At 64.7% G+C, this 20,496-nt stretch carries 26 protein-coding genes; 12 read left to right on the top strand and 14 right to left on the bottom strand.

What is annotated here, in order from left to right:
- Positions 1-4 precede the first annotated feature (4 nt).
- The 6 genes from NDO55_RS10860 (at position 5) to NDO55_RS10840 (ending at position 4,576) form a co-directional block, all read left to right on the top strand.
- Positions 5-304 carry a PqqD family protein gene (locus NDO55_RS10860; protein ID WP_252115119.1) on the top strand — a complete coding sequence of 100 codons (300 nt, stop codon included), beginning with the start codon at positions 5-7 and terminating at the stop codon, positions 302-304.
- Positions 304-1,941 (top strand): ATP-binding cassette domain-containing protein, encoded by a 1,638-nt coding sequence (locus NDO55_RS10855; RefSeq protein ID WP_252115117.1) that lies wholly within the window; start codon positions 304-306, stop codon positions 1,939-1,941. The genes NDO55_RS10860 and NDO55_RS10855 overlap by 1 nt, the downstream gene beginning before the upstream one ends.
- Positions 1,942-2,041: 100 nt before the next feature.
- Positions 2,042-2,173 carry a hypothetical protein gene (locus NDO55_RS12025; protein ID WP_279639104.1) on the top strand — a complete coding sequence of 44 codons (132 nt, stop codon included), beginning with the start codon at positions 2,042-2,044 and terminating at the stop codon, positions 2,171-2,173.
- A gap of 125 nt (positions 2,174-2,298) precedes the next feature.
- Positions 2,299-2,436, top strand: coding sequence for a hypothetical protein (locus tag NDO55_RS10850; RefSeq protein WP_252115115.1), 138 nt, complete (start codon positions 2,299-2,301; stop codon positions 2,434-2,436).
- 140 nt (positions 2,437-2,576) lie between these two features.
- Positions 2,577-4,178: an asparagine synthase-related protein gene (locus tag NDO55_RS10845; protein WP_252115113.1), complete on the top strand. Its 1,602-nt coding sequence runs from the start codon at positions 2,577-2,579 to the stop codon at positions 4,176-4,178.
- A complete protein-coding gene (locus NDO55_RS10840) occupies positions 4,175-4,576 on the top strand; it encodes a lasso peptide biosynthesis B2 protein (protein WP_252115111.1) in 402 nt (133 codons plus the stop codon). The genes NDO55_RS10845 and NDO55_RS10840 overlap by 4 nt, the downstream gene beginning before the upstream one ends.
- Here the strand turns inward: NDO55_RS10840 and NDO55_RS10835 are convergent.
- Together NDO55_RS10835 and NDO55_RS10830 are read right to left on the bottom strand one after the other, a co-directional pair.
- Positions 4,537-4,998 (bottom strand): hypothetical protein, encoded by a 462-nt coding sequence (locus tag NDO55_RS10835; protein WP_252115109.1) that lies wholly within the window; start codon positions 4,996-4,998, stop codon positions 4,537-4,539. The genes NDO55_RS10840 and NDO55_RS10835 overlap by 40 nt on opposite strands.
- Positions 4,992-5,144, bottom strand: a complete 153-nt coding sequence (locus NDO55_RS10830) for a hypothetical protein (RefSeq protein WP_252115108.1) — start codon at positions 5,142-5,144, stop codon at positions 4,992-4,994. The genes NDO55_RS10835 and NDO55_RS10830 overlap by 7 nt, the downstream gene beginning before the upstream one ends.
- Before the next feature lie 135 nt (positions 5,145-5,279).
- Between NDO55_RS10830 and NDO55_RS10825 the strand changes: the two genes are divergently transcribed.
- Positions 5,280-6,170, top strand: coding sequence for a peptidylprolyl isomerase (locus NDO55_RS10825; RefSeq protein WP_252115106.1), 891 nt, complete (start codon positions 5,280-5,282; stop codon positions 6,168-6,170).
- A 3-nt stretch (positions 6,171-6,173) separates the two neighbouring features.
- Here the strand turns inward: NDO55_RS10825 and NDO55_RS10820 are convergent, their stop codons facing one another.
- The 3 genes from NDO55_RS10820 to NDO55_RS10810 form a co-directional block, all read right to left on the bottom strand.
- Positions 6,174-6,410 carry a hypothetical protein gene (locus tag NDO55_RS10820; protein WP_252115104.1) on the bottom strand — a complete coding sequence of 79 codons (237 nt, stop codon included), beginning with the start codon at positions 6,408-6,410 and terminating at the stop codon, positions 6,174-6,176.
- 99 nt (positions 6,411-6,509) lie between these two features.
- Complete coding sequence (locus NDO55_RS10815) at positions 6,510-8,987, bottom strand: ABC transporter permease (RefSeq protein ID WP_252115103.1); 2,478 nt, start codon at positions 8,985-8,987, stop codon at positions 6,510-6,512.
- A complete protein-coding gene (locus NDO55_RS10810) occupies positions 8,984-9,655 on the bottom strand; it encodes an ABC transporter ATP-binding protein (RefSeq protein WP_252115101.1) in 672 nt (223 codons plus the stop codon). Before NDO55_RS10810 ends, NDO55_RS10815 begins: the two co-directional genes overlap by 4 nt.
- Positions 9,656-9,727: 72 nt before the next feature.
- Here NDO55_RS10810 and NDO55_RS10805 point away from each other — a divergent pair, with 72 nt between their 5' ends.
- On the top strand, positions 9,728-10,369 hold the full coding sequence (locus tag NDO55_RS10805; RefSeq protein ID WP_252115100.1) for an arylesterase: 642 nt from the start codon (positions 9,728-9,730) through the stop codon (positions 10,367-10,369).
- Here NDO55_RS10805 and NDO55_RS10800 read toward each other — a convergent pair.
- Complete coding sequence (locus NDO55_RS10800) at positions 10,366-10,674, bottom strand: PilZ domain-containing protein (RefSeq protein ID WP_252115099.1); 309 nt, start codon at positions 10,672-10,674, stop codon at positions 10,366-10,368. The genes NDO55_RS10805 and NDO55_RS10800 overlap by 4 nt on opposite strands.
- A 263-nt stretch (positions 10,675-10,937) precedes the next feature.
- On the opposite strand from NDO55_RS10800, the gene NDO55_RS10795 reads away from it, so the two are divergent.
- A complete protein-coding gene (locus NDO55_RS10795; RefSeq protein ID WP_252115098.1) occupies positions 10,938-12,272 on the top strand; it encodes a L,D-transpeptidase family protein in 1,335 nt (444 codons plus the stop codon).
- A gap of 75 nt (positions 12,273-12,347) precedes the next feature.
- On the opposite strand, the gene NDO55_RS10790 is transcribed toward NDO55_RS10795, so the two are convergent.
- The gene (locus NDO55_RS10790; protein WP_252115097.1) at positions 12,348-12,980 is read right to left on the bottom strand and encodes a murein L,D-transpeptidase catalytic domain family protein; all 633 of its coding nucleotides are present in this window, start codon (positions 12,978-12,980) and stop codon (positions 12,348-12,350) included.
- Positions 12,981-13,304: 324 nt separating this feature from the next.
- On the opposite strand from NDO55_RS10790, the gene rpsU reads away from it, so the two are divergent.
- Positions 13,305-13,511, top strand: coding sequence for a 30S ribosomal protein S21 (rpsU, locus tag NDO55_RS10785; RefSeq protein WP_245112460.1), 207 nt, complete (start codon positions 13,305-13,307; stop codon positions 13,509-13,511).
- 70 nt (positions 13,512-13,581) lie between these two features.
- Complete coding sequence (locus NDO55_RS10780) at positions 13,582-14,121, top strand: FKBP-type peptidyl-prolyl cis-trans isomerase (protein ID WP_252115096.1); 540 nt, start codon at positions 13,582-13,584, stop codon at positions 14,119-14,121.
- A 61-nt stretch (positions 14,122-14,182) separates the two neighbouring features.
- Here NDO55_RS10780 and NDO55_RS10775 read toward each other — a convergent pair whose 3' ends face one another.
- Genes NDO55_RS10775 through pyrE form a run of 7 tightly spaced genes read right to left on the bottom strand, consistent with a single transcriptional unit; the run spans position 14,183 to position 19,280 of the window.
- Positions 14,183-15,283, bottom strand: a complete 1,101-nt coding sequence (locus tag NDO55_RS10775; protein WP_252115095.1) for an AI-2E family transporter — start codon at positions 15,281-15,283, stop codon at positions 14,183-14,185.
- A 3-nt stretch (positions 15,284-15,286) separates the two neighbouring features.
- Positions 15,287-16,258, bottom strand: a complete 972-nt coding sequence (lepB, locus tag NDO55_RS10770; protein WP_252115094.1) for a signal peptidase I — start codon at positions 16,256-16,258, stop codon at positions 15,287-15,289.
- Between the two features lie 6 nt (positions 16,259-16,264).
- Positions 16,265-16,669, bottom strand: coding sequence for a holo-ACP synthase (gene acpS / locus NDO55_RS10765; protein WP_252115093.1), 405 nt, complete (start codon positions 16,667-16,669; stop codon positions 16,265-16,267).
- Positions 16,666-16,923: a hypothetical protein gene (locus NDO55_RS10760; protein WP_252115092.1), complete on the bottom strand. Its 258-nt coding sequence runs from the start codon at positions 16,921-16,923 to the stop codon at positions 16,666-16,668. Before NDO55_RS10760 ends, acpS begins: the two co-directional genes overlap by 4 nt.
- Positions 16,920-17,663 carry a pyridoxine 5'-phosphate synthase gene (locus NDO55_RS10755; RefSeq protein ID WP_252115091.1) on the bottom strand — a complete coding sequence of 248 codons (744 nt, stop codon included), beginning with the start codon at positions 17,661-17,663 and terminating at the stop codon, positions 16,920-16,922. The genes NDO55_RS10760 and NDO55_RS10755 overlap by 4 nt, the downstream gene beginning before the upstream one ends.
- Positions 17,653-18,708, bottom strand: coding sequence for a serine hydrolase domain-containing protein (locus tag NDO55_RS10750; RefSeq protein ID WP_252115089.1), 1,056 nt, complete (start codon positions 18,706-18,708; stop codon positions 17,653-17,655). The genes NDO55_RS10755 and NDO55_RS10750 overlap by 11 nt, the downstream gene beginning before the upstream one ends.
- Positions 18,705-19,280 (bottom strand): orotate phosphoribosyltransferase, encoded by a 576-nt coding sequence (gene pyrE / locus NDO55_RS10745; RefSeq protein WP_252115088.1) that lies wholly within the window; start codon positions 19,278-19,280, stop codon positions 18,705-18,707. Before pyrE ends, NDO55_RS10750 begins: the two co-directional genes overlap by 4 nt.
- Before the next feature lie 171 nt (positions 19,281-19,451).
- On the opposite strand from pyrE, the gene coxB reads away from it, so the two are divergent.
- Positions 19,452-20,486, top strand: a complete 1,035-nt coding sequence (coxB, locus tag NDO55_RS10740) for a cytochrome c oxidase subunit II (protein WP_252115087.1) — start codon at positions 19,452-19,454, stop codon at positions 20,484-20,486.
- Positions 20,487-20,496: the final 10 nt, after the last annotated feature.

Genomic DNA, 20,496 nt, shown 5'->3' with positions numbered 1-20,496 from the left:
CACGATGCAAAAGGCGAACCCTTCCCTGTCGCTCGACGACCGCGTGGCCCGCAATGCGGCCATTCCGACCGGCGAAGTCGATCATGAATTGATGGCGCTCGATCCCAAGGCCGGCGAGGTGTACGGCCTCGACGCCATCGGTACCGAGATCTGGAAGAGCATCGAGGGCGAGACGCGGATCGGCGATATTGTCGATCGCATGTTGGACGAGTTCGACGTCGACAGGGCGACCTGCGAGGCTGACACCCTGTCTTTCCTGGACGAATTGCTCGCGGCCAACATGATTCTGAAAGTCGACGCCTGATGGCCAAAGCGGGGCGCCTGCTGGTCGACGACCTCAAATCGCGCCTCGGCGGGCGGCTCTATCTGTTGCTTGCGCTGATGCTGGTCGCCTCGATTGCCGAGGGTTTGGGGCTGCTGTTGCTCGTCCCGGTCCTTGCGGCCCTGGGCGGCGACGTGCCCGAATGGGTCCCCGAATTGCCAAGCGTGCCCGTTCTGCTAGGCCTCTTCCTCGGCGCGATGGTGCTGCGCAGCCTGCTGCTCTACGCCCGCGACCGCGTGCAGGCCCGCATCGACAATGATTATGTAGGCTTGCTCAAGACCGACCTTGCCGCCGCGCTCGCGCGGCTCGGTTGGGCGCGCGCCAGCCGCATCGGGCAGGCGCGCATGCAGCAATATTGGAATGCCGATATCGTGCGCACGGGCGTCGCCGTGATGCAGGCGCTGAGCATTGCAGTGTCGCTCGTCTTCCTCGCGGTGCAGGGCCTCATCGCGCTGGCCATCGCGCCGCGCTTCGCCTTGCTGGCCGCGATGTTGCTGGGCCTCAGCATTGCGGTGAGCTGGCGCTGGATCGCGGGCAGCCAACGCGGCGGTGCGGACCTGCTCGCGGCGGTCGAGGATGCCAATCGCACCGGCTTTTCCTTCCATGCAGGCCTCAAGGCCGCGTTGGCCGAAGGGCGGACCGACCGTTTCCTCGACCGTTATGGCGAGGCCGTGCGGATCGAACAGGAACGCTGGGTCGCTCTTGACCTCATGCGCGCCCGCGCCCGTCTCGCCTCCACCATCACCTCCGTCGTGGCGCTCGTCGCCATCCTGTTTGCAGGTCTCGTTTGGTTGGACATCGCGCCTGCAATCCTCGCGTTGCTGGTGATCCTGCTCGCGCGGATGATGGGGCCGGCCCGCCAGGCGGTGGAGGCCTTGCAGGGTTTCTGGGCCAATGCGCCGGCCTTCCTGCCCATCGCCGAATTGCTGGCCGAAGCCGGGCGCGACCCCGGCGGCACCGCCTCGTCCCTGCCCGCCGCAACGCGGCACTGGTCGAAGCTTGAGGCCGACGACCTCAATATCGGCGACCAGGCCGATCCGTTCGGCCCCTACGATCTCCACATCGATGCGGGCGAGTGGGTCGCGATCGCCGGTCCCTCGGGCAGCGGCAAGACGTTGCTGATCGACACGTTGACCGGCCTGCTCTCGCCCGTGTCTGGCACCATCCGCCTCGATGGCGAGCCGGTCCTGCTGGGCGTGCTCGATGGCTGGCGCGAAGGCGTTGCCTATGTCGGTCAGGACGATGCGATGCTGGGCGACACGCCGCGTGACATGCTGGGCCTCGAGCCGGGTGAAACGCCTACCGATCTGGACGGCCATATCGACGATGTCGGCCTGCGCGACCTGATCGATCGCCTGCCCGCGGGCCTCGACACGCATGTCGGCGATCGCGGGGCCAAACTGGCGGGCGGCGAACGGCGTCGCTTGGCCATCTTGCGCGCGCTGCTTCGCCAACCCAAGCTCCTCATCCTCGACGAAGCCACGGTTGCGCTGGACCTGCAGGCCGAATCGCTTCTGCTTGCGCGACTCCGCGCCGCGCAGCCGGACATGAGCCTCCTGTTCGTCTCGCACCGGCCGCAGAGCCTGACATTTATGGACCGCGTCGTCGAAATCGGCTGATTCGCCCCATTTTACGGCTTACCGTTTTTTAACCTCGTCCATTCATTCTCCAGCATCGAACGGGGCGCCATCGGCGCCGTCGAAGAAAGTGCCGAATCGAATGAGCAAGATGTTGAAACAGCGCCGCAATTGGACCCGTCCGCAGCTTGAATCGCTGTCGGCCAAGGCCGCGCGCATGCCTAATCGCGCCGGGATCGGCGAAGGCCAGAGCGGCAAGCTCGGCAAGAGCTGACCCGAAGCGGGACGCATTCACCGCGAAAATTTGTCACGCGCCGCAAAGTCGATGGACTTGGCGAAGCGCGCCCTTTAGTCATGCCCTGAACACGCCGGACGAACCGGCAACACTGTTTTCGGGGAATGAGTATCATGCAAGCCGCGTCGCCGCGTCGTATCTGGAACCAGCCGCGCATCGAGCGTCTGTCGGCGAAATCCGCGCGCATGCCCAACCGCGGCAATGTCGGCGAAGGCAATAGCGGCAAGCTTGGCAAAAGCTGAGGCGACCCATCGCCCAGCCCCACTACTTCCCTCTCTACATTAGCGGCCAACCATGGGCCGGCGCCTCGGGTGCCGACGGTGACCACGCGCGTGCTTTTGCGGTAGCCGGGCGACTGGAACAACGCCAGCCGCTGGTCGATTTGCTCGGCCCCGATGCGAAGACATTGTCGGACGAAGCGCTGCTTCGCACGGCGATCGAGCGCAGCGGCCTGTCGGCGCTGTCCCGGCCGCTGGGCCCGTTGGCCATTGCATGGTGGAACGAGGATGAGCTCATCCTCTATCGCGATGCGACGGGGCGACTGCCGCTCTACGTCCGGATCGCGGGAGAGCAGACCGCCTTTTCGCATAGCGCGCTGGAGCTGGCGCAGGCCGTCGGAAAGCCGCGGATCGACAAGGATTGGCTCGCCGCCTACCTGCTGACCCTCCCCGAGCGAGGGCCGCGGTCACCCTTCCAAGGCGTATCGCGGGTGCCGCCCGGTCATGTGATGCGGGTGCGGCGCGACGGTACCTACCGCCTTGATCGCTGGTGGCAGCCCGATCTCGACACGGTGGACGTGGGGTTCGAGGATGCAGTGCGCGAAGGCGAGCGGCTGCTCGACCGCGCCTTGTCGCCCGACCGCGACCTTCCGCTCACTCTGTCAGCCGGCGTCGACAGCAATGTCCTGTTGAGCCGCCTCGCCGCGATGGGCGTGGACGTAGAAGCGATGACCGCCTCGCCCGCCAGCGACCCCGATCCATGGGATGGAGGCTGGACCGACGAGGGGCCGCTTGCGGCGCAGGCGATGGAAGCGCTGGGCGGATCGGTCCACCACCAGATGCGCGTCGCGCCGACGGGCCTGCGCGAAGCCATCGCCTGGGGCTTCGATGCCGCCGAGCAGCCCATGTACAATCCGTCCAACCTCGGCTGGACCGACGCACTTGGCGAGCTGGCGAGCGGACTGCGTCGACAAGCCTATCTGATCGGGACGGCGGGCAATTTCACCCTCGGCCATGGCGGGCTCGACCGCATCGAAATACTCGGGCAGCAGCGCGATTGGGCGGCGCTAGCCTCGATCTTCTGGCAGTCGCGCGGTCACGGCCTGCGCTCCACGCTCAAAGCCTATCCGCCGGGGCCACTGCGTCCCATATTCGCGCGCAAGTCGGCGCAGCGCCATGTCGCCGCCGTCATGGCCAATCGAAATTCCACCACGGTGATGGATGCGCTCTGGCCGGAAATCCATGCTGGCCATCTCGTCGACCGCCCAGACGACGGCATTGGCGACCCGTCGCGCCGCCTCAACGATTTCGTGCTGCACCGCGACCCCGGCGCCTATTCGCTCATGTCGGTGCGCCGCCACGGCACGTTGGGGATCGACCCTTATGCCAATCCTGCTCTCGTCGAATATGCCATGCGCCTGCCCAACCATGTCTTCACCAACGGCAATGGCACGCGGCGCCTCCAGCGCGCCATGCTTGACGAGCGACTGCCAAGCGCGATCCGCGACATGGAAGGGCGCGGCGTGCAGGGCTCCGACTGGCGTTGGGCCGCGCGGCGCGATGTCGGGCTGATGAAGAGCGTGATCGATCGGATCGAGGATGGGCATCGCGGTGCCGACCTGTTCGACACGGTCCGGCTTCGCGCTCTGCATAGCGCCTGGCCCGCAGCAGGCTGGCGCGACAAGGCGCAGGTCATGGCCTATCGCGTGCACCTGCAACGCGCGCTCACCAGCGCGGCCTTCGCGCAATGGGTCGAGGAATTGTGAGCGGAAACCGCCTCCCCGTTGCGATGCTGGTTGAGGCGCTGGCGTCGATCCTTGCCGCTGCGGCTCGGCTCAAGACCTCGTCTTTCGAACAGTTGGTCCCGACGTCGCAGGTCGATGGCGCGACGGGCATTTCGAAGGCAGAGGCCAGCCAGATCGAACGTGCGATCGACGGCTGGGCGCGGCGCTTGCCCGGCAAGCCAGCCTGCTTCATCCAGGGTCTTGCTGCCACCGCCATGCTGCGGCGGCGCGGCTATCTAGCGACATTGCATTACGGCTCGCGCCGCGGCGACGCGGGGCTGGAAGCACATGTCTGGGTATCATCGGGCGGTGAGCCGGTGATCGGCCACCGCAACGCCGATCAGTTCGCCGAACTCTCGCTATTCCCCTCTTCGGGGTAGGGCTCGTTCGATCCCGGCTCGACCGGGGTCAGCTCGGGCTCGATGCCTTCAGTGTCGAGCTGCGTGATCTCGCAGGCCGGCAAGCCCTCGGTCGCCTCGACATCGGGGCAGTAGCGCACTTGCGCGCTGTCATCCGCGCCCACGAAGATCGCCCAGCGGCGCGTATCGCTGCAGGTTGCGGTCCACATGTCAGTATTCTCATACTTCGCGACGAAACCCGACCGTTCGACCCGGTCGCAAGGATAGCCCGCCGCCAAGATGGCGCGGCGCATGGTTATATCACGGTCGATCGCTGACAGTTCGAACAGGCGGTTCTGTTCGGCGCTGCGCACTTCGATACCGCTATCTTCGGACGCGCTGGTATCGCCGCAGGCCCCTAGAGCCAGCAGGGCGGACGAGGCGATGAGAAGGCGACCTACCAAAGGTCGTCATCCCGCATGGGCTGGTGCTGCTGCTCGACATCTTCGGCCAGATTTTCGAGCGCGCGCCGGATGATCGGATCCGCGCTCGTATCGGCCATGCTGCGCAATTCGTCGGGCGTCAGCCGGTTCGAATGATCTCTCTCCATGTCGGGCCAAATGACTGAAAACAGGCTTTGTTCCCAAGCCGACATAGCGCGCGCCCGCTTCGCGGCATCTTGCGCTTTTTCGGTCACATGCCATGCTGCCGGCCAATTGCTCCATTTCGACATAGGATTGCCTACATGATGCTTTCGCTGCTGCCCCTCCTGCTCGCACTAGGCGCGCAGGATGCCGACCCGCCCGTCCCGGCCATGAGCCCCAGCGAAATCGTCGAGAATTCGCATCCCTCCGCTTGGCGCCAGGTCGCGCCCGACCACCTGCTCATCATGACCCTGTCAGGAGATCGCGAGGTCGTCATCGAGCTCAACAGCCGCTTCGCCCCGCGCCATGTTCTCAACATCCAGCGCTTCGCCGAAAATGGCTGGTGGTTCGACGGCACCGTCTATCGCGTGCAGGACAATTATGTCGCGCAATGGGGCATCGGCGATGCCGAAAAAGACATGCCCGACGGCGTCGTCGAAAACCCGCCCGAGGAATATGTCACGTCGATCGAGGGCATCCGCGCACGCGGCCTTGGTTCGCCCGACTCCTATGCCGCAACCGCAGGCTTCGTCGATGGCTGGCCTGTCGCGCTGTATCGCGACGGCACTGCCAGCCTGACCCATTGCTACGGCACCGTCGGAGTCGCGCGTGGCCTGCATCCGCAGACGGGATCGGGCAGCGAGCTTTACGCGATCATCGGCCATGCGCCGCGCCATCTCGACCGCAACATCGCGATCGTCGGCCGCGTCATTGATGGGATTGAGCATCTCTCCTCGCTACCGCGCGGGTCGGGTACGCTCGGCTTTTACGAGGCAAATGAGACGCCGACCGAGATCGACCGCGTCATCCTTGCCAGTATGCTGCCGGAAGAAGAGCGCCCGTCCTATGAAGTGATGATCGAGACGAGCGACGAATTCGGGGATTATGTGCGGGCGCGGGCCAATCGCAGCGGCGATTTCTTCCGCGTGCCGGCGCGCGGCGTGGACCTTTGCAACGTGCAGGTGCCGATCCGCGAGGTCGGCGAAGACTAAGTCTTACGCAGCCGCGCTGTGGCGCGTGACGAAGCGGGTGGGGGCGGCGTAGCTGCTCGACGTCGCTTCGGCGATCGGGAGCGCGGTCGCGCAGAAAGCGCATTCGGCGGAAATCCGCCCGACCAGCCATTGCGAATGTCCGCAGCCCGGACAGTGATTGACCTCATGGGCGCGATAGACGGGAAAATACCCCCGTTTCTCGGCGACGCGGCTGATGCCGAAGCTCATGCGAGCGGTCATGTGCACTCCTTTCCCCTAACGGGTCACAGTCGATAAAGAACGCTTCATCGCAGCAAGAGTTTCTTAACCTATAGCATATTTTCGGGGGCCGACCGAAATTTAGCGGATTCGCAGGGCTTCTGCCGGGGTGCGCGACAAGGCCGGGCGGACCGCCACCATCGCCGCAAGCACGGCGACGCCGACCGCGGCGACGGCCATCACGACCAGCTGCGGCGTGTCGGGCCTGAAGGGCAATTCGAAATTGCCGTCGAGTGCCCACCATGCAAGACCGAGGCCGATGCCGAAGGCCAGGCTGACCGCGACGATCGAGAGGATGGCAAACTCGATCAGCTGGCTGGCGACCAGCTGGCGGGGACGCCCACCGACCAGGCGCAACAGGACGATGTCGCGGGCGCGCGCCGCGCGGGTGGCGACGACCGACCCGGCAAGCACGACCACCCCGATACCGATGGCGAGCAGGGTCGCGATGCGGATCGCGGCGTCGAGCGCGGTGAGGATCGAGCGCACTTCGGCAAGCACATCGGACACCGAAATGGCGGTTGCCATCGGCAAGCGCTCGCCCAGCGCCCGTTCGAACCCGTCGGTCATGCCGGCATCGCCAGGGCTGACGGTCGCCATCAGCGTGTGCGGCGCATTTTCCAGCGTGCCGGGCGCGAAGACGATCCCGAAATTGAAGCCGAAGCTCTGCCAGTCGACTTCGCGCAAGGATGCGATCTCGGCCTGGATTTCGCGTCCGGCGATGGAAAAAGTCAGCGTGTCGCCGACGCCGACGCCAAGGTCGCGCGCGGCCTCATCCTCGATGCTGACCAAGGGCACGCCGTCATAGGAGGCGTCCCACCATTCGCCTTCGGTGATGCGATTGCCCTGCGGAATGTCGGTCGCGTAGGTCAGGCCGCGGTCGCCGCGGACGAGCCAGCTGCGTCGATCCTCGGGCAAGTCCTCGACCGCGATACCGTCGACCGCGACGATCGACCCGCGCAGCGAAGAGACCATGCGCAGATCGGCACCGGGCGCGAAATCGTCGACCAGCTCCTCGAGCGCATCGCCTTCGTCGCGCGGAATATCGACGATGAAGTGGGACGGCGCGCGATTGGGAATCGAGCCGTCCAGTTCGGCAAGGATGGATTGGCCGCCCGCTGCCAGGGCGACGAGGATCGAGAGGCCGAGGCCAAGACTGACCGTAAGCCGCTTGGTCGCATTGCCCGGCCTGTCGAGTGCCGCGATGCCGAGCCGCACGACGGGGCCGCCACGATGTCGAAGTGCGCGGGCCAGCCGCTGCACCAGCCAGCCGAGAAAGGCGAAAAAGATGGCGAGCACGGTAAGCGCTGCGATTGAGATGGCCGCCAGCATCGGCTCACCGGCAGAGACAAGCAGCAGGATGACGGCACCGAGGCTGGCGAGGATGGGCACCAGCCAGTCGCTCCAGCGGCGCTCAGGGTCGCTCGCCCCGTCGCTGGCGCGCAGCATGTCGCGCGGCGGCGTGCGCAGCGCAGTGACCACCGGACGCCAACTGGCCGCGAGCGTCACCATCAGGCCAACGGCTGCAGCAAGGCCGAGCGCATCGAGGTGCGGCCCCGGATCGGGGGTGATCGGCAATTGGTCGCCGACCGCAGCGCCGACAATGATCGGCGCGAGCGCGCCGAGTGCGAGGCCCGGGATGAGCGCCGCAAGCGTCACGATGAGGATTTCGAGCGCGAGCATGTTGCCAAGCGGGCCCTTGGTGGCGCCAACCAGCTTCAGTCGCGCGACCGTGGCGCGGCGCGAGGCGGCGAAGGCGCGCATCGCGCTACCAATCCCCAGCGCACCAATGCCGAGCGCGGCAATGGCGATGAACAGGAGCATGTCGCCCGTCGTCTCAACGAAGCGCTGCGTGCCGCCGGCGGCACCATCGCGAGTGCCGCTTTCCCAGCCGATCGGCTCTAATTTCTCGACCAAGGCATCGACGCTGGCGCGCGGGTCGGTGGGGTCGTCGAGCGCAAGACGATACTGATAGTCAACGAGGCTGCCCGGCACGACCAGCTGGCTGCGGTCGATCCCGTCCAACGTCATCAATGCCGGCGGGGCGAACAGGAAAGTGCCGCCGGGAAGCCGGTCGACGATTGCAGTGATCCGGTAGTCGGCCCGCCCGACAGAGACCGTGTCGCCGACACCGATCGAAAGACGCGTCGAGATATCGCGCCCGATGGCAATGCCGTTGCCGTCGGTCGGCGCTGCGCCGTCACCGACAATGCCGATGCTGCCAGCCAGCGGAAAGGCGTCGTCGACGGCGCGCAGGTCGATGAGCGCAGTCTCGCCCTCGTAGCGCAGCATCGCGCGGGTCCCGATACTTTCGCTGACCTCGCCATATTCCTCCATGGCTGCCAGCTCGGCCTCGGTAGCGGGCCGCATCGACTGGTTGACAATGATATCGCCGCCCAGGAGCTCGCGCGCATTGCCCTCGATTGCGCGGTCCATGGCCGAGACAAGGCTGAGAACGGCGGCAAGCCCCGCCACAGCAAGCAACAGGCAGGCAAAAAGCAGGCCGAGCCCGCCAAGCCCGCCCTTCAAATCGCGTTTTGCGAGCGTCCAGCCGGTCACGCCGACAACTTTCCATCGCGCATGTAGAGCGTGCGGTCGGCGCGTTCGGCCAGCGCGGGGTCATGGGTGATCACGACCAATCCGGCCTCGCGCGCCTTGGCGCGTTCGAACAGCAATTCGATGATCGCCTCGCCCGTCGCGCTGTCGAGATTGCCGGTCGGCTCGTCCGCTAGCAGCAATTCGGGACCCGGCGCGGTGGCCCGGGCGATGGCGACGCGCTGCTGCTCGCCCCCCGACAATTCCGACGGATAATGGGTGAGACGTTCGCCGAGGCCGACGCGCGCCAGTTCGGTTTCGGCACGTTCGAAAGCATCCTTGGCGCCTGCAAGCTCGAGCGGCACCGCGACATTCTCGCGCGCCGTCATCGTCGGGAGCAGCTGGAAATCCTGGAGGATGATGCCGATCCGGCGGCCGCGCAGCTGCGCCAGCCGGTCTTCGCTGAGCGCGCCGAGATCTTCCCCGACGATGCGCGCCGCGCCGGCATCGGCTTTCTCGAGCCCCGCCATCACCGCCATCAGCGAGGACTTGCCCGAGCCAGACGGCCCGAGGATGGCGAGCGTTTCGCCGCGCTCGACCTGGAGGTCGAGGCCTTTCAATATGTCGACCCGCGAGGCGCCGCTGCCGAGGCTCAGGCGGATGTCGGATAGGTCGATCAACAGGTCGGACAAGATAGGCGCTCCATGGTCGGGGTGTCGCGAGATTGCAGCGCGCTAGCAAAGGCGCTAGCCAGACAAAAGGTCATGACCCGCTTTCTATTCGCCATATTGATCCTGTTCCTGCCGCTTTCGACCGGCTCGGCCCAGCCTTCGACGGAGGGAGATGAAGGCGCGCTCGTGCTGGCCTTCGGCGACAGCCTGACTGCTGGCTACGGGCTCGATGCGGGCCTCGGCTTTGCGCCCCAGCTCGAAGATGCACTGCGCCGCGAAGGGCTTGCCGCAAGCGTTGTCGATGCCGGCGTATCGGGCGACACGACCAGCGGCGGGCTGGACCGCGTCGACTGGACGCTGGAAAACCTGCCGCGCTCGCCCGACCTCGTCATCCTCGAGCTTGGCGGCAACGACATGCTGCGCGGCATCGATCCGGCGATCGTGCGGACAAATCTTTCGGCGCTGATCGAACGGTTCGAAGCCGAAGGTGCCACTGTCCTGCTTGCCGGGATGCGCGCCGCGCCCAATTACGATCCCGAATATGTCGCCACCTTCGATGCCATCTATCCCGAGCTTGCGAGCGAATATGGCGTCGCGCTTTATCCCTTCTTCCTCGAAGGCGTCGCGGCCGAACCGGGGATGATGCAGCGCGACGGCATCCATCCGACCTTTGCGGGGATCAAGCGGATCGTGACGGGCATCCTGCCGAGCGTCGAAGAGGCGCTCGACGACTAGTCGAGAGCGATCGACTTGGCGTCCACGGGTTCGGCAAATTCGGCACCCAGATTCACGCCGCTGGTCCATTTGATGAGCGCGCTGGCGCGATTGCCGTCGGGCAGCAGCAACCAGATACGGGCACCGACCTCATAATCGCCCTCGGTTACTTCGGCCATGAAGCCATGATCGGAAATGTTGAGCAAACGGGCCTCATGCCCTTCCGCACCCATTTCGCGCACCTGTGCGTCGAGGTCGATATCGTGCCGCTTGGCACGCCGCCGCTCATGGGCGGGATCGACCGGCGCGATCCGCGCTTTGACCATTACTTCGTCACTCCGTCCCTGTTCGCGCGACCTCGCACGAGACGCGCATCTTCATGAACATAAGACATTTCGCCAGCGTAGCAAAGCAGGCGAGCGCGACCCCGCAGCCACAATCGCCGCAAAAAAATGCCGGATGGTCGCGCCTAGCTCCCTGATTTTGTAGCGAAACCCATTCAGCTTCTATATGGTTTTGCAAAGCTAAAGGGGTTGCTGACGGAAGCGTGTGCCCCGGCATGCGCGTAACTGGGGATAAAGGACCAATCGTGATCAAGAATGTTGCCCTGATGAAGCTTGCTGCCGCGAGCTTCCTGATTCCGGCCTCGGCTGCCTTCGCCATGCAGGACGCACAGCCGGTCGAAGAGGCCGCAAGCGAAGTCGCCGAAGCGGCTGCAGAAGTCGAAGCCGAAGCGCAGGACGCGCAGGAGAGCACGGTCAAATTCCGTCCCTATGCCTATGCGCCGGCCGAATGGAACGCCGACCAGGCCGAGATGCTCGCCGCCGCGATCGACAATATCTATGCGCACGGTCTCGACCCTGCCGATTATGACGCTGCGGGTCTTCGCGCGCTGATCGAAGCCGGTGAAGGCGAGGCGCTGTCCGCCGCCGCCACCGAACGGTTCAACAAATTGTCCGGCGACATCGCGCTCGGCCATGTTCGCGGCGAGGACCGTGTCGACTGGTATATCGTCGATACCGACATGAACGGGCACCAGCAGCGCGCCCTGCTCGACCGCTTCCTCGGCGGTGAGGATTTGAGGGCGCTGCTCGAGGGCCTCGCCCCCACTCACCCGCAATATGCCGCGCTGCAAAATGCGCTGGCGACCGAACTGGCCAAGGGCGAGGAAGCCGATGCCGAGGCGATTGCCGACATCCGCTCCAACCTCGACCGCTGGCGCTGGCTGCCGCGCGACCTTGGCGACCGCTACATCATCGTCAACGTGCCGGCCTACACGGTCGCGCTTGTCGAAGATGGCCGCACCGTCTCGCGCCATCGCGGCGTTGCGGGCGCAGTCGACACGCCGACCCCGCAGCTGATGGCCGAAGCCACCGGCGTCATCTTCAATCCCTATTGGAACGTGCCCAAGTCGATCGAACCCGAAGTTCGCGGCAAGGCCGGGTACGAGAAGATCCCGCTGGGCAATGGCGAATTCCGTTATCGCCAGCCGCCGGGTCCGAACAACTCGCTCGGGATGGTCAAGTTCGTCATGTATAACGAGCATGCCATCTACCTGCATGACACCAATGCCCGCGGCCTGTTCAGCGACAATAGTCGCGCTTATTCGCATGGCTGCATCCGCACCGAGAATATTCTCGGCCTGGCGACGATGCTGCTTGAAGAAGATGGCGGCGATTGGTCGGGCCAGAAGACGATCGACGTCGTCAATTCGGGTAAGAATACTGGCGCGCAATTCGTCAATCCGCTGCCCGTCTACATCGTATACTTCTCGGTTGCCGCGAAGGGCGATGGCTCGATCATCCACTATAATGACGTCTACAGCCGCGATGCCCAGGTAATCGCCGCGCTCGACGACGCGCCCGCCATCGACCTGTCGCCCGCCGGCGAAGAGCTTGGCGAGGAAATGGCCGAAGCCTTCTAAGGCAGGCCGACATCGGACAAAAAGAAAGGGCGGTGCCGATGGCATCGCCCTTTTTCTTGTGGGGTTGGTGCGGGCCTAGGCCAGCTTGTCGGCGTAGATCAGGCGGCCATCGCCAAGCAGGTTCATCACCGTCCAATGATCGCGCTTGCCGAAGGCGAAGCAGCCTTCGGAACGACCCAGCTTGCCATGCTTGGCGACCATGTCCGCCTCGGCATACCAGGCCGGGTGCATGACGATGGCACGCTGGAAGGCGTTGGAGTTGCTCCAGTCGAGACCGTGCAGGCGCATCGAGGGGCCATACTTACCGGTATAGCGGTTGGCCGTGACATAGGCGCCCGACGAGCTGGCAAGGCTGCCGACCCGGTTCGAGAAATTGTCGAGATAGCCGTTATGGTTGCGGTCCGAACCGCGGCCATGGCTCACCAGGTGGCTGGTGGTCTGGCCCGAATTCATGTCGAGGACGTGAAAGCGCTTGAGGTTCGACCGCTTCGAATAATCGACGATGCCGATACGATCGCGATTGGCGATGCGGCTCGAATGGCGATCGAGCGCCTCGCGGGCCCGCGCCACCAGTGCGGGATCGACCGCGTCGCCGCCGGCATAGGGGCGGAAGCGCACGTCGCTGCGGCTATTGGGGGTGATGCTCTTCGGATCGGTCGCGGCAGCATGCGCGGCAGCCGGCAGCATCAAGCTCCCGAACCCTGCCATTCCAGCTTTCAAAAGGTCACGACGACCGGTTTGCATCTTGTTCATCCCCTCCCTGTGAGAGAAAAGTTATATACATAAAGGCCTTAAGCATGGATGAGCGCCAGATTCGGTTCAGCGCGGTCCCGAAACGGTTCACCGATAATGCGGGCAATTTTTTGCGCGATGCAGCAAGAAATGATTGGGCGCTAGAAGGTTGAATTATCGGCGGCTTGCTGCTAGTGGCGCCCCTTCTCCGCGGCCTTATTGGGGTCTGCGGCCCAATTTTCATGACTGTGATTCGCGGCGAATGTTGCACTGCCGCGCGAAAAGGAGCTGGTGTTTTTTATGCAGATTATCGTTCGCGACAATAATGTCGACCAGGCGCTGCGCGCGCTCAAGAAGAAGCTGCAGCGTGAGGGCGTCTATCGCGAAATGAAGCTGCGTCGCCACTACGAGAAGCCGTCGGAAAAGCGTGCCCGTGAAAAGGCTGCCGCTGTCCGCCGCGCTCGCAAGCTCGAGCGTAAGCGCATGGAACGCGAGGGCGGCCGCTAAGGCTGACCCGCAAGACAAGGCTCCGCCCCGGCGGGGCCTTTTCTTTCTCTAGTCCCGAGAGGATCCGCCGATGTCGGCAACCCAGGTTCCGTTGCGCCCGATCGCCAAGGGTTCGGTCGCCAAGTTCTGGCTCGCTATCCTCGCACTCATCGCCGTCGGCGTTGCGCTTGCCGCGCTGTCGACCGCACCGGTGCGTGGCGAAACCACCGAGAGCGGGCTCAACATCCGCGTGATCGAGGAAGGCGACGGCGATCCGCTAACCGCCAACGATGCCGCCCTGCTCGAATATGAGGGCAGCCTGGCCTCGACCGGCGAAGTCTTCGACAGCACGATCGACAATCCGGTGCCGATGATCCCCGAGGGTCACATCCCGGGCTTCGACGAAGGGCTCCTCAAGATGCGCGCGGGCGGTGAATATCGCATCACCATCCCTGCCGACATCGCTTATGGCGCCGATGGCCGTCCGCCGGTCATTCCGCCCAATTCGGATCTCGTCTTCCGCATCAAGATCCTGGAAATCGGCCGCGACCTCGCGCCGATGATCCGGATGCAGCAGCAGCAGATGGCTCCGCCTATGCCGCCGATGCCGCAGGACGAAGCGGGCCAGTAGGCCCGCTGAACAAGAACAGCTCCATGAGAGGCCGGGCCGCCGATACGGCGCCCGGCCTTTTCTATTCTGGCGCGGGCTCGGCCGCGGCCTCGTTCAATTCGCCCTTGTCGCGCTGACGCGAATATTCCTCCAGCGCCGCCTTGATCGCGGCGATGATCGGATCGGCGAGCAGCAGGCCAAGGATGCCGAACAACGTCCCGAAGATGATCTGCGCGGCCAGCACCAGCGCCGGGGCGAGGTCGACCGTCTTCTTGGCGATCATCGGGATGACGACATAGCCGTCGAAATTCTGGACGAAGAGATAGACGAAAATAGCGTAGAAGCCCTCGCTCTGCCCCTGGCTGAACCCGACCGCGACCATCAGCAGGCCGGACACGATGGCGCCGATATTGGGAATGAAGGCGAGCAGGCCGGTAAGCAGGGCGAGCAAGGCCGCGAGCGGGAAGCTGTCGAGTCCGATCATCTGCGCGACCAAGGTCAGCATGACGTAGGTGAAGATCCCCTCGATCACCATGCCGAGCAGGCGGCCGGCCAACAGGCGGCGCACGGCCCAGCCCATATGGTCGCTGATTTCATAGAAGGTCGGACGGCTGCGCTTGGGCAACATCCAGGCAACGCCGCGGTCGTAGAGGCGCGGCTCGGCAGCGATGAAGATGCCGATGACGATGATCAGGATCGAGGCGGTCACCGCGCCGATGGCGGTGCCGAGGATCGAGGTGACGCGTCCGACCGAGCTCACCACCTGCCCGCTGACACTGTCGACCGAAAGGCCGGAGACGAGGCCCATATCGTCGGCCATGGCGAAAAGTCGCTCGGCCTGTCCGACAACCACGTCGCGCAGCTGGGCGAACTGGCTGAAGAAGCTGGTGCCGGCATACCAGCCGACCCAGCCCAGGAAAGCGAAGAAGCTCAGCACGACAATGGCGAGTCGCCAGCCGCGCGCGATAGGGAGGATGCGACCAAGCAGGCGCACGCCGCCATCGAGCAGGACCGCAAACACCATCCCCGCAATGATAAGAAGCAGGGGCGCGGCCAGCGTGATGACGCCGACGATGAGGAGAGCCAGCCCCAGCCAGACGATCGCGCGCTTCAGTTCGAAGCGGAGCCGCGGATCACTGATCTCGGTCGGCCCTGCGGTCTGCTCTTCCGGCTGGCTGGACATCTCTTACTCTTCCCCCTGTTGCGGGCTCGTTTCCGCGCCCGTGCTGCCGCGCAGGCTGGACCAGCTACGCCCGTCGCGCAAGCTGGTGAACCATGTCGCCGGATTGAGACCGGTCGTGCCGTCGAGCGAGAAGCTGATGAATTCGGCGCGTCCGCCGATCCGTTCGACCGGCACGGTGCCGCCAAGGCCGCCGGCCTCGATATCGACGCGGCTGTCCGAGGAACGGTCGCGATTGTCGCCCATTACGAAGACATGACCTTCGGGCACGACGATTGGCCCATAATCGTCATTGGGCATGTTGGGCCGCGCATCGATCGTGTCGTAGCTGACCCCGTTGGGCAGCGTCTCGCGCACGATCGGCAGGCTGCAATACTGCTGGCCTTCATTGCTGGTGACGAGGCTGCCCTCGCCCGGCATGCAGGGCGTGTTGGCGTCGATCGGGATGAGCACGGGCGGGCGCCCGACGCTGGGCACGCGATCGCCATTGATGAAGAGGCGGCCGCCGACCAGCTCGATCTCGTCGCCCGGCAGGCCGACGACGCGCTTGATATAATCGTCCGACCGACCCGGCGGGGTGAGGATGACGATATCGCCATATTCGGGCATCGACCCGAACAGTCGGCCTTCCATCGGCGGCAGGACGATGCTCCACGGTTCGGCGGGTCCGCCCAGTACGATCATGCGGAACAGTGCCGCCGGATTGGGAATGGTCGGGCTGACATGGCTCCAGCCATAGGGGAATTTGCTGACCACCAGCCGGTCGCCCTTCAGGAGGACGGGCATCATCGATTCCGACGGAATGTAGAAAGGTTTGGCGATGAAGCTGTGGAAGCCGAGCACGGCGAGCAGCACCCAGAACAGCCCTTTCACCTCGCGCCAGACGGCGCGCAGCGCATCGCGGATGCGGGTGGCAGGGGTGCGCTGCGGCAGGGCGGCGCGGGCGGCTTCGGCTTCGGTCGGGGTCTGGTCGGTCACTTGTGATTACTCGGTCGGTATGGCCTCGAGGATGACGTAGGCCTGCGCCCATGGGTGGTCGTCGGTGAGGGTGAGATGAATGCGCATCTGATGCCCTGCAGGCGTCAAACTGTCGAGCTGCGCCTTCGCTCCACCCGTCAATTCCAGCGTCGGCGCACCCGAGGGCGCATTCACCGTGCCGATATCCTTCATATAGACGCCGCGCTTGAAGCCGGTACCGACCGCCTTGGAGAAAGCCTCCTTGGCCGCGAAGCGCTTCGCCAGCGTGCCGGCGATCGTATAGGGACGGCGCTTGGCCTTGGCCTGCTCGATCTCGGTGAAAACGCGCTGCAGGAACCGCTCGCCATAACGGTCGAGCGAATTCTGGATGCGCTCGATATTGCAGAGGTCCGATCCGAGGCCGACGATCATATCACTACCTTGAAGCCAAGCGGTGCAACGAGGGCAGACACCCACCCGAAAGCAATCGCAATGTTCGGCCGTGAGGATGCGAACCATTGCGCGACGAAACCAGCGGCGATTGCGACCAGACCCGGCCACATGATGGCGAGATATTCTTCCGACGTCGGTGCCTTGGCGCCGATCGAGGTCGCCATGAAGAAGAGCCCGACCCAGGCCATCCCCATCATTATGCCGATGGTCGAAAGAATGCGCACGAAGGTCATCCGCGCGCCTCGTCCATCAGTTCGCGCATCTTGAGCACGGCGGGCGCGAGGCCGTGGAAGATGGCTTCGCCGATCAAATAATGGCCGATATTAAGCTCGGCCAATTGCGGGATGGCGGCGATCGGCTGGACATTTTCGTAGGTGAGACCGTGCCCGGCATGGGGTTCGATGCCGTTCTTGGCAGCCAGCGCGGCCATGTCGGTGACCCGCTTCAGCTCCGATGCGATCCGCTCGCTGTCGCCATCGAAGAAGGCGTGCGCATATTCGCCGGTATGGAATTCGACCACCGGCGCGCCGAGGCGGTTGGCGGCGTCCAGTTGGCGCTCACTCGCCTCGATGAACAGGCTGACACGGATGCCCGCATCCTGCAGCGCGCCGACATAGCGGGCGAGATGATTGTGCTGGCCTGCCGCGTCCAGCCCGCCCTCGGTCGTGCGCTCCTCGCGCTTTTCGGGGACGATGCAGGCGGCGTGCGGCTGATGCCTGAGCGCGATGGCGAGCATCTCGTCGGTAGCCGCCATTTCGAGATTGAGCGGCAGGTCGGTCGCATCCTGGATGCGCTTCAGATCCTCGTCGCGGATATGGCGGCGGTCCTCGCGCAGGTGCGCGGTGATCCCGTCGCCACCGACCGATGCGACGATCTCGGCGGCGCGGACCGGATCGGGATGATCCCCGCCGCGCGCATTCCGCACGGTCGCGACATGGTCGATATTGACCCCGAGGCGCAAATTATTGGGCATCACCCTCCCCACATAAAGCAGCCGACAGCACGTCGAAGGAAAAACCCTCGCCGGTCCAGATCTCTCCAAACTCGAAATCGGGCTGATAGGTCAGCAATGCAAGCGCCGCCCCGCGGTCGGGCGCGATGAAGTTGCGGATCTGATAGGGCCCGATCCCGCCGCGGCGTTCGACCAGCTGCACCGGTTCTTCGCAGCCCGCAAGCGGTGCGGGGAAGGACCATTGGCCGAGCCCCATGTAGCCGAGCGCGGGATCGCCCGCCCACATTTCGGCGCGGGCTTCCTCGCTGAGCAACAGGCCGTCCATCAGAGCGCGGTCGAACTTGACCATCTCGCGCGGTTGGCCAACCAGGCCGGCCGAGGCGCCATAGCGTGCGACCCGGGCGAGCATCTCTTCCTCGGCACCGAAAATGCCCCAATCGGATTCGACGTCGGCAAAGTCGGTATATTTGATGCCGGCAGGTTCGAAGATGTCGCGCTGCATGAGATCGGCGAGAGTCTTGCCAGTCAGCCGTTCGAGCATCGCGCCCAAGACGATGTAATCGCAATTATTGTAGGACCAGCCCTCGCTCGGCACCGGGCCACGCTCGGCAAGGCACCAGTCGAGCCCGGTCGGTCCATCTGTATAAAAAGACGGCAGGCCCTCCGCATCCGGATCGCTCTCGTCGGGATTGCGCAGGCCCGATTGGTGCTGAAGCAATTGGCGGACCGTCGGCGACCCCTCGCCAATCTCGGGCAAATAGGCATAAGCGGGCGCATCGAGCGCCATCCGGCCGGCATCGACTTGCTGCATCACCAAGGTCGCGACGATCTGCTTGGTGACAGACGCCCATGGCCACGGTGCATTATTGTTGGTGAGCTCGGGCCAGTCGCCATCCAGCCCCGACCAGGCGAACGCGCCGATGAAGTTGCCCTCGTCGAGCGCTTGGCCGACAGCGGTCGAGTAGACGATGCTCGGCGGTGCGGCGGCCCCGCCGCGAATATGTTTTTCGGTTGGCGGACAGCCGCCCAGCGCGATCGCGACCGGGATGAGCAGCAGTCGTTTCACGCGCGACTGCCGGGCTTCACTGCAGGGATCGCCGCCAGTTCTGGCGGCAGGCCGTCGGGATCGTAAGTCGGAATATCGAGGTCGATCAGCGAGAAGAAGGGCACGCCCAGATCGCTGCCCCCGCCACGATTGACCAGCGCGACCTCGGCAACAACCTCGCCGCCTTCTTCGCCGACGGCAGCGATGGCCTCGCGGCTCGACAGGCCGGTGGTGACGACATCCTCGACCATGAGCACCTTGGCACCCTTGTCGAGCGTGAAGCCGCGGCGCAGGTAGAAGACACCGTCGGGGCGCTCGAGGAACATTGCATCCTTGCCGAGCGCACGGCCCATTTCATGTCCGATGATGACGCCGCCCATAGCGGGCGAGACCACGCAATCGATGGATTCGCGCAGTGATTCCGGCAATTTATCGGCCAATGCCTCTGCCAGCCGGCTCGCCCGCGCCGGGTCCATCAGCACGCGCGCGCATTGCAGATAGGCCGCGCTGCGCTTGCCCGAGGAGAGGATGAAATGTCCCTCCAGCAACGCATTTGCGCTACGGAATTCTGCCAAAATCTCGTCTTCGGTCACATCGTTCTCCGGTCTCGGGCTGCCTTCCACTTAAGCGCTCGCATGGAGGGCGTCCAGCGATCCGAATACAGACTTTATGCAGCGCTTGAGCATGCGGCCTCACCTCTCTATAGAGGCCCCAATTCTGATGGGTCGCGCGCGCGGCCCGACCTTCAGTAACGTGGGAAAAGCATGATCTTGAAACGCTGGCTCCTGGCCCTTCTGGCCATCACCCTCCTGCCCAACGCAGCGATGGCTGCGGTCGACACGCCGATCGGCGAACTCGTCGCCGTGCAGCCCGATCTCGACGGTACGACCGCCGACGAAGCTGCGGCCGAAATCCCCGACTGGGTCGGTCTCGATGCGACCGAAGGCTATTACGGTCCCAGCGATGCGGCGCGCGGCATCCAGACGCAGGTCACCGAAGTCGGCCAGCAGGCGCAGGGCTTCCACGACAACATGCTCCTGCCGATCATCACCGCGATCAGCATCTTCGTGCTTATCCTGATGATCTACGCGATGGTGCGTTTCCGGCGCGCCGCCAACCCGGAGCCAAGCCGCACCACCCACAATACCGCGATCGAGGTCATCTGGACCCTCGTCCCGGTGCTCATCCTGCTGGTGATCGCGGTGCCGTCGATCGGCCTCATCCGCGCCCAGTATGACCAGCCGCCGGCCGACGTCGTCATCAAGGTGACCGGCCAGCAGTGGCACTGGGATTACGAATATCCCGACCATGGCGAGATCAAGTTCTCGAGCTACATGCTGCGCGAGGAAGACGATCCCGATCGCAACACTAGCAGCCGTCCGCGCACCGATGCCGACGGCCCGGCCCTGCTCGCGGTCGACGAACGCGTCGTCATTCCCGCCGGCAAGGTCGTCAAGCTGATCATCACTGCCGATCCGGGCGGCGTCATCCACAGCTTCGCGATGCCCGCCTTCTGGCTCAAGATGGACGCGGTCCCCGGCCGCCTCAACGAGACCTGGGTCAAGGTCGACGAGCCGGGCCTCTATTTCGGCCAATGCTCGGAGCTTTGCGGTGCGCGTCACGCCTACATGCCGATCGCCATCGAAGTGGTGAGCGACGAGGAATTCGAAGCCTGGGTCGCCTCCAAGGGCGGCGCCATGCCCGAGGACATCGCTGCTGCGGCCGCTGCCGAAGAGGCTGCCGACGCCGCCAACGACAATGACGAAGCGGCCGACGATGCCGCCGACACGACTGCGTAAGGGATAGAAG

Source organism: Sphingomicrobium sediminis, assembly GCF_023805295.1.
GTDB lineage: Bacteria > Pseudomonadota > Alphaproteobacteria > Sphingomonadales > Sphingomonadaceae > Sphingomicrobium > Sphingomicrobium sediminis.
This window is presented reverse-complemented; position numbering and strand designations above follow the sequence as displayed.

Coding starts and splice junctions, on each gene's coding strand:
- NDO55_RS10860 (WP_252115119.1), top strand. CDS start 5: ATGCAAAAGGCGAACCCTTCCCTGTCGCTCGACGACCGCGTGGCCCGC.
- NDO55_RS10855 (WP_252115117.1), top strand. CDS start 304: ATGGCCAAAGCGGGGCGCCTGCTGGTCGACGACCTCAAATCGCGCCTC.
- NDO55_RS12025 (WP_279639104.1), top strand. CDS start 2,042: ATGAGCAAGATGTTGAAACAGCGCCGCAATTGGACCCGTCCGCAGCTT.
- NDO55_RS10850 (WP_252115115.1), top strand. CDS start 2,299: ATGAGTATCATGCAAGCCGCGTCGCCGCGTCGTATCTGGAACCAGCCG.
- NDO55_RS10830 (WP_252115108.1), bottom strand. CDS start 5,144: ATGGAGAGAGATCATTCGAACCGGCTGACGCCCGACGAATTGCGCAGC.
- NDO55_RS10825 (WP_252115106.1), top strand. CDS start 5,280: ATGATGCTTTCGCTGCTGCCCCTCCTGCTCGCACTAGGCGCGCAGGAT.
- NDO55_RS10820 (WP_252115104.1), bottom strand. CDS start 6,410: ATGACCGCTCGCATGAGCTTCGGCATCAGCCGCGTCGCCGAGAAACGG.
- NDO55_RS10805 (WP_252115100.1), top strand. CDS start 9,728: ATGACCCGCTTTCTATTCGCCATATTGATCCTGTTCCTGCCGCTTTCG.
- NDO55_RS10800 (WP_252115099.1), bottom strand. CDS start 10,674: ATGGTCAAAGCGCGGATCGCGCCGGTCGATCCCGCCCATGAGCGGCGG.
- NDO55_RS10790 (WP_252115097.1), bottom strand. CDS start 12,980: ATGGCAGGGTTCGGGAGCTTGATGCTGCCGGCTGCCGCGCATGCTGCC.
- rpsU (WP_245112460.1), top strand. CDS start 13,305: ATGCAGATTATCGTTCGCGACAATAATGTCGACCAGGCGCTGCGCGCG.
- NDO55_RS10780 (WP_252115096.1), top strand. CDS start 13,582: ATGTCGGCAACCCAGGTTCCGTTGCGCCCGATCGCCAAGGGTTCGGTC.
- NDO55_RS10775 (WP_252115095.1), bottom strand. CDS start 15,283: ATGTCCAGCCAGCCGGAAGAGCAGACCGCAGGGCCGACCGAGATCAGT.
- acpS (WP_252115093.1), bottom strand. CDS start 16,669: ATGATCGTCGGCCTCGGATCGGACCTCTGCAATATCGAGCGCATCCAG.
- NDO55_RS10760 (WP_252115092.1), bottom strand. CDS start 16,923: ATGACCTTCGTGCGCATTCTTTCGACCATCGGCATAATGATGGGGATG.
- NDO55_RS10755 (WP_252115091.1), bottom strand. CDS start 17,663: ATGCCCAATAATTTGCGCCTCGGGGTCAATATCGACCATGTCGCGACC.
- coxB (WP_252115087.1), top strand. CDS start 19,452: ATGATCTTGAAACGCTGGCTCCTGGCCCTTCTGGCCATCACCCTCCTG.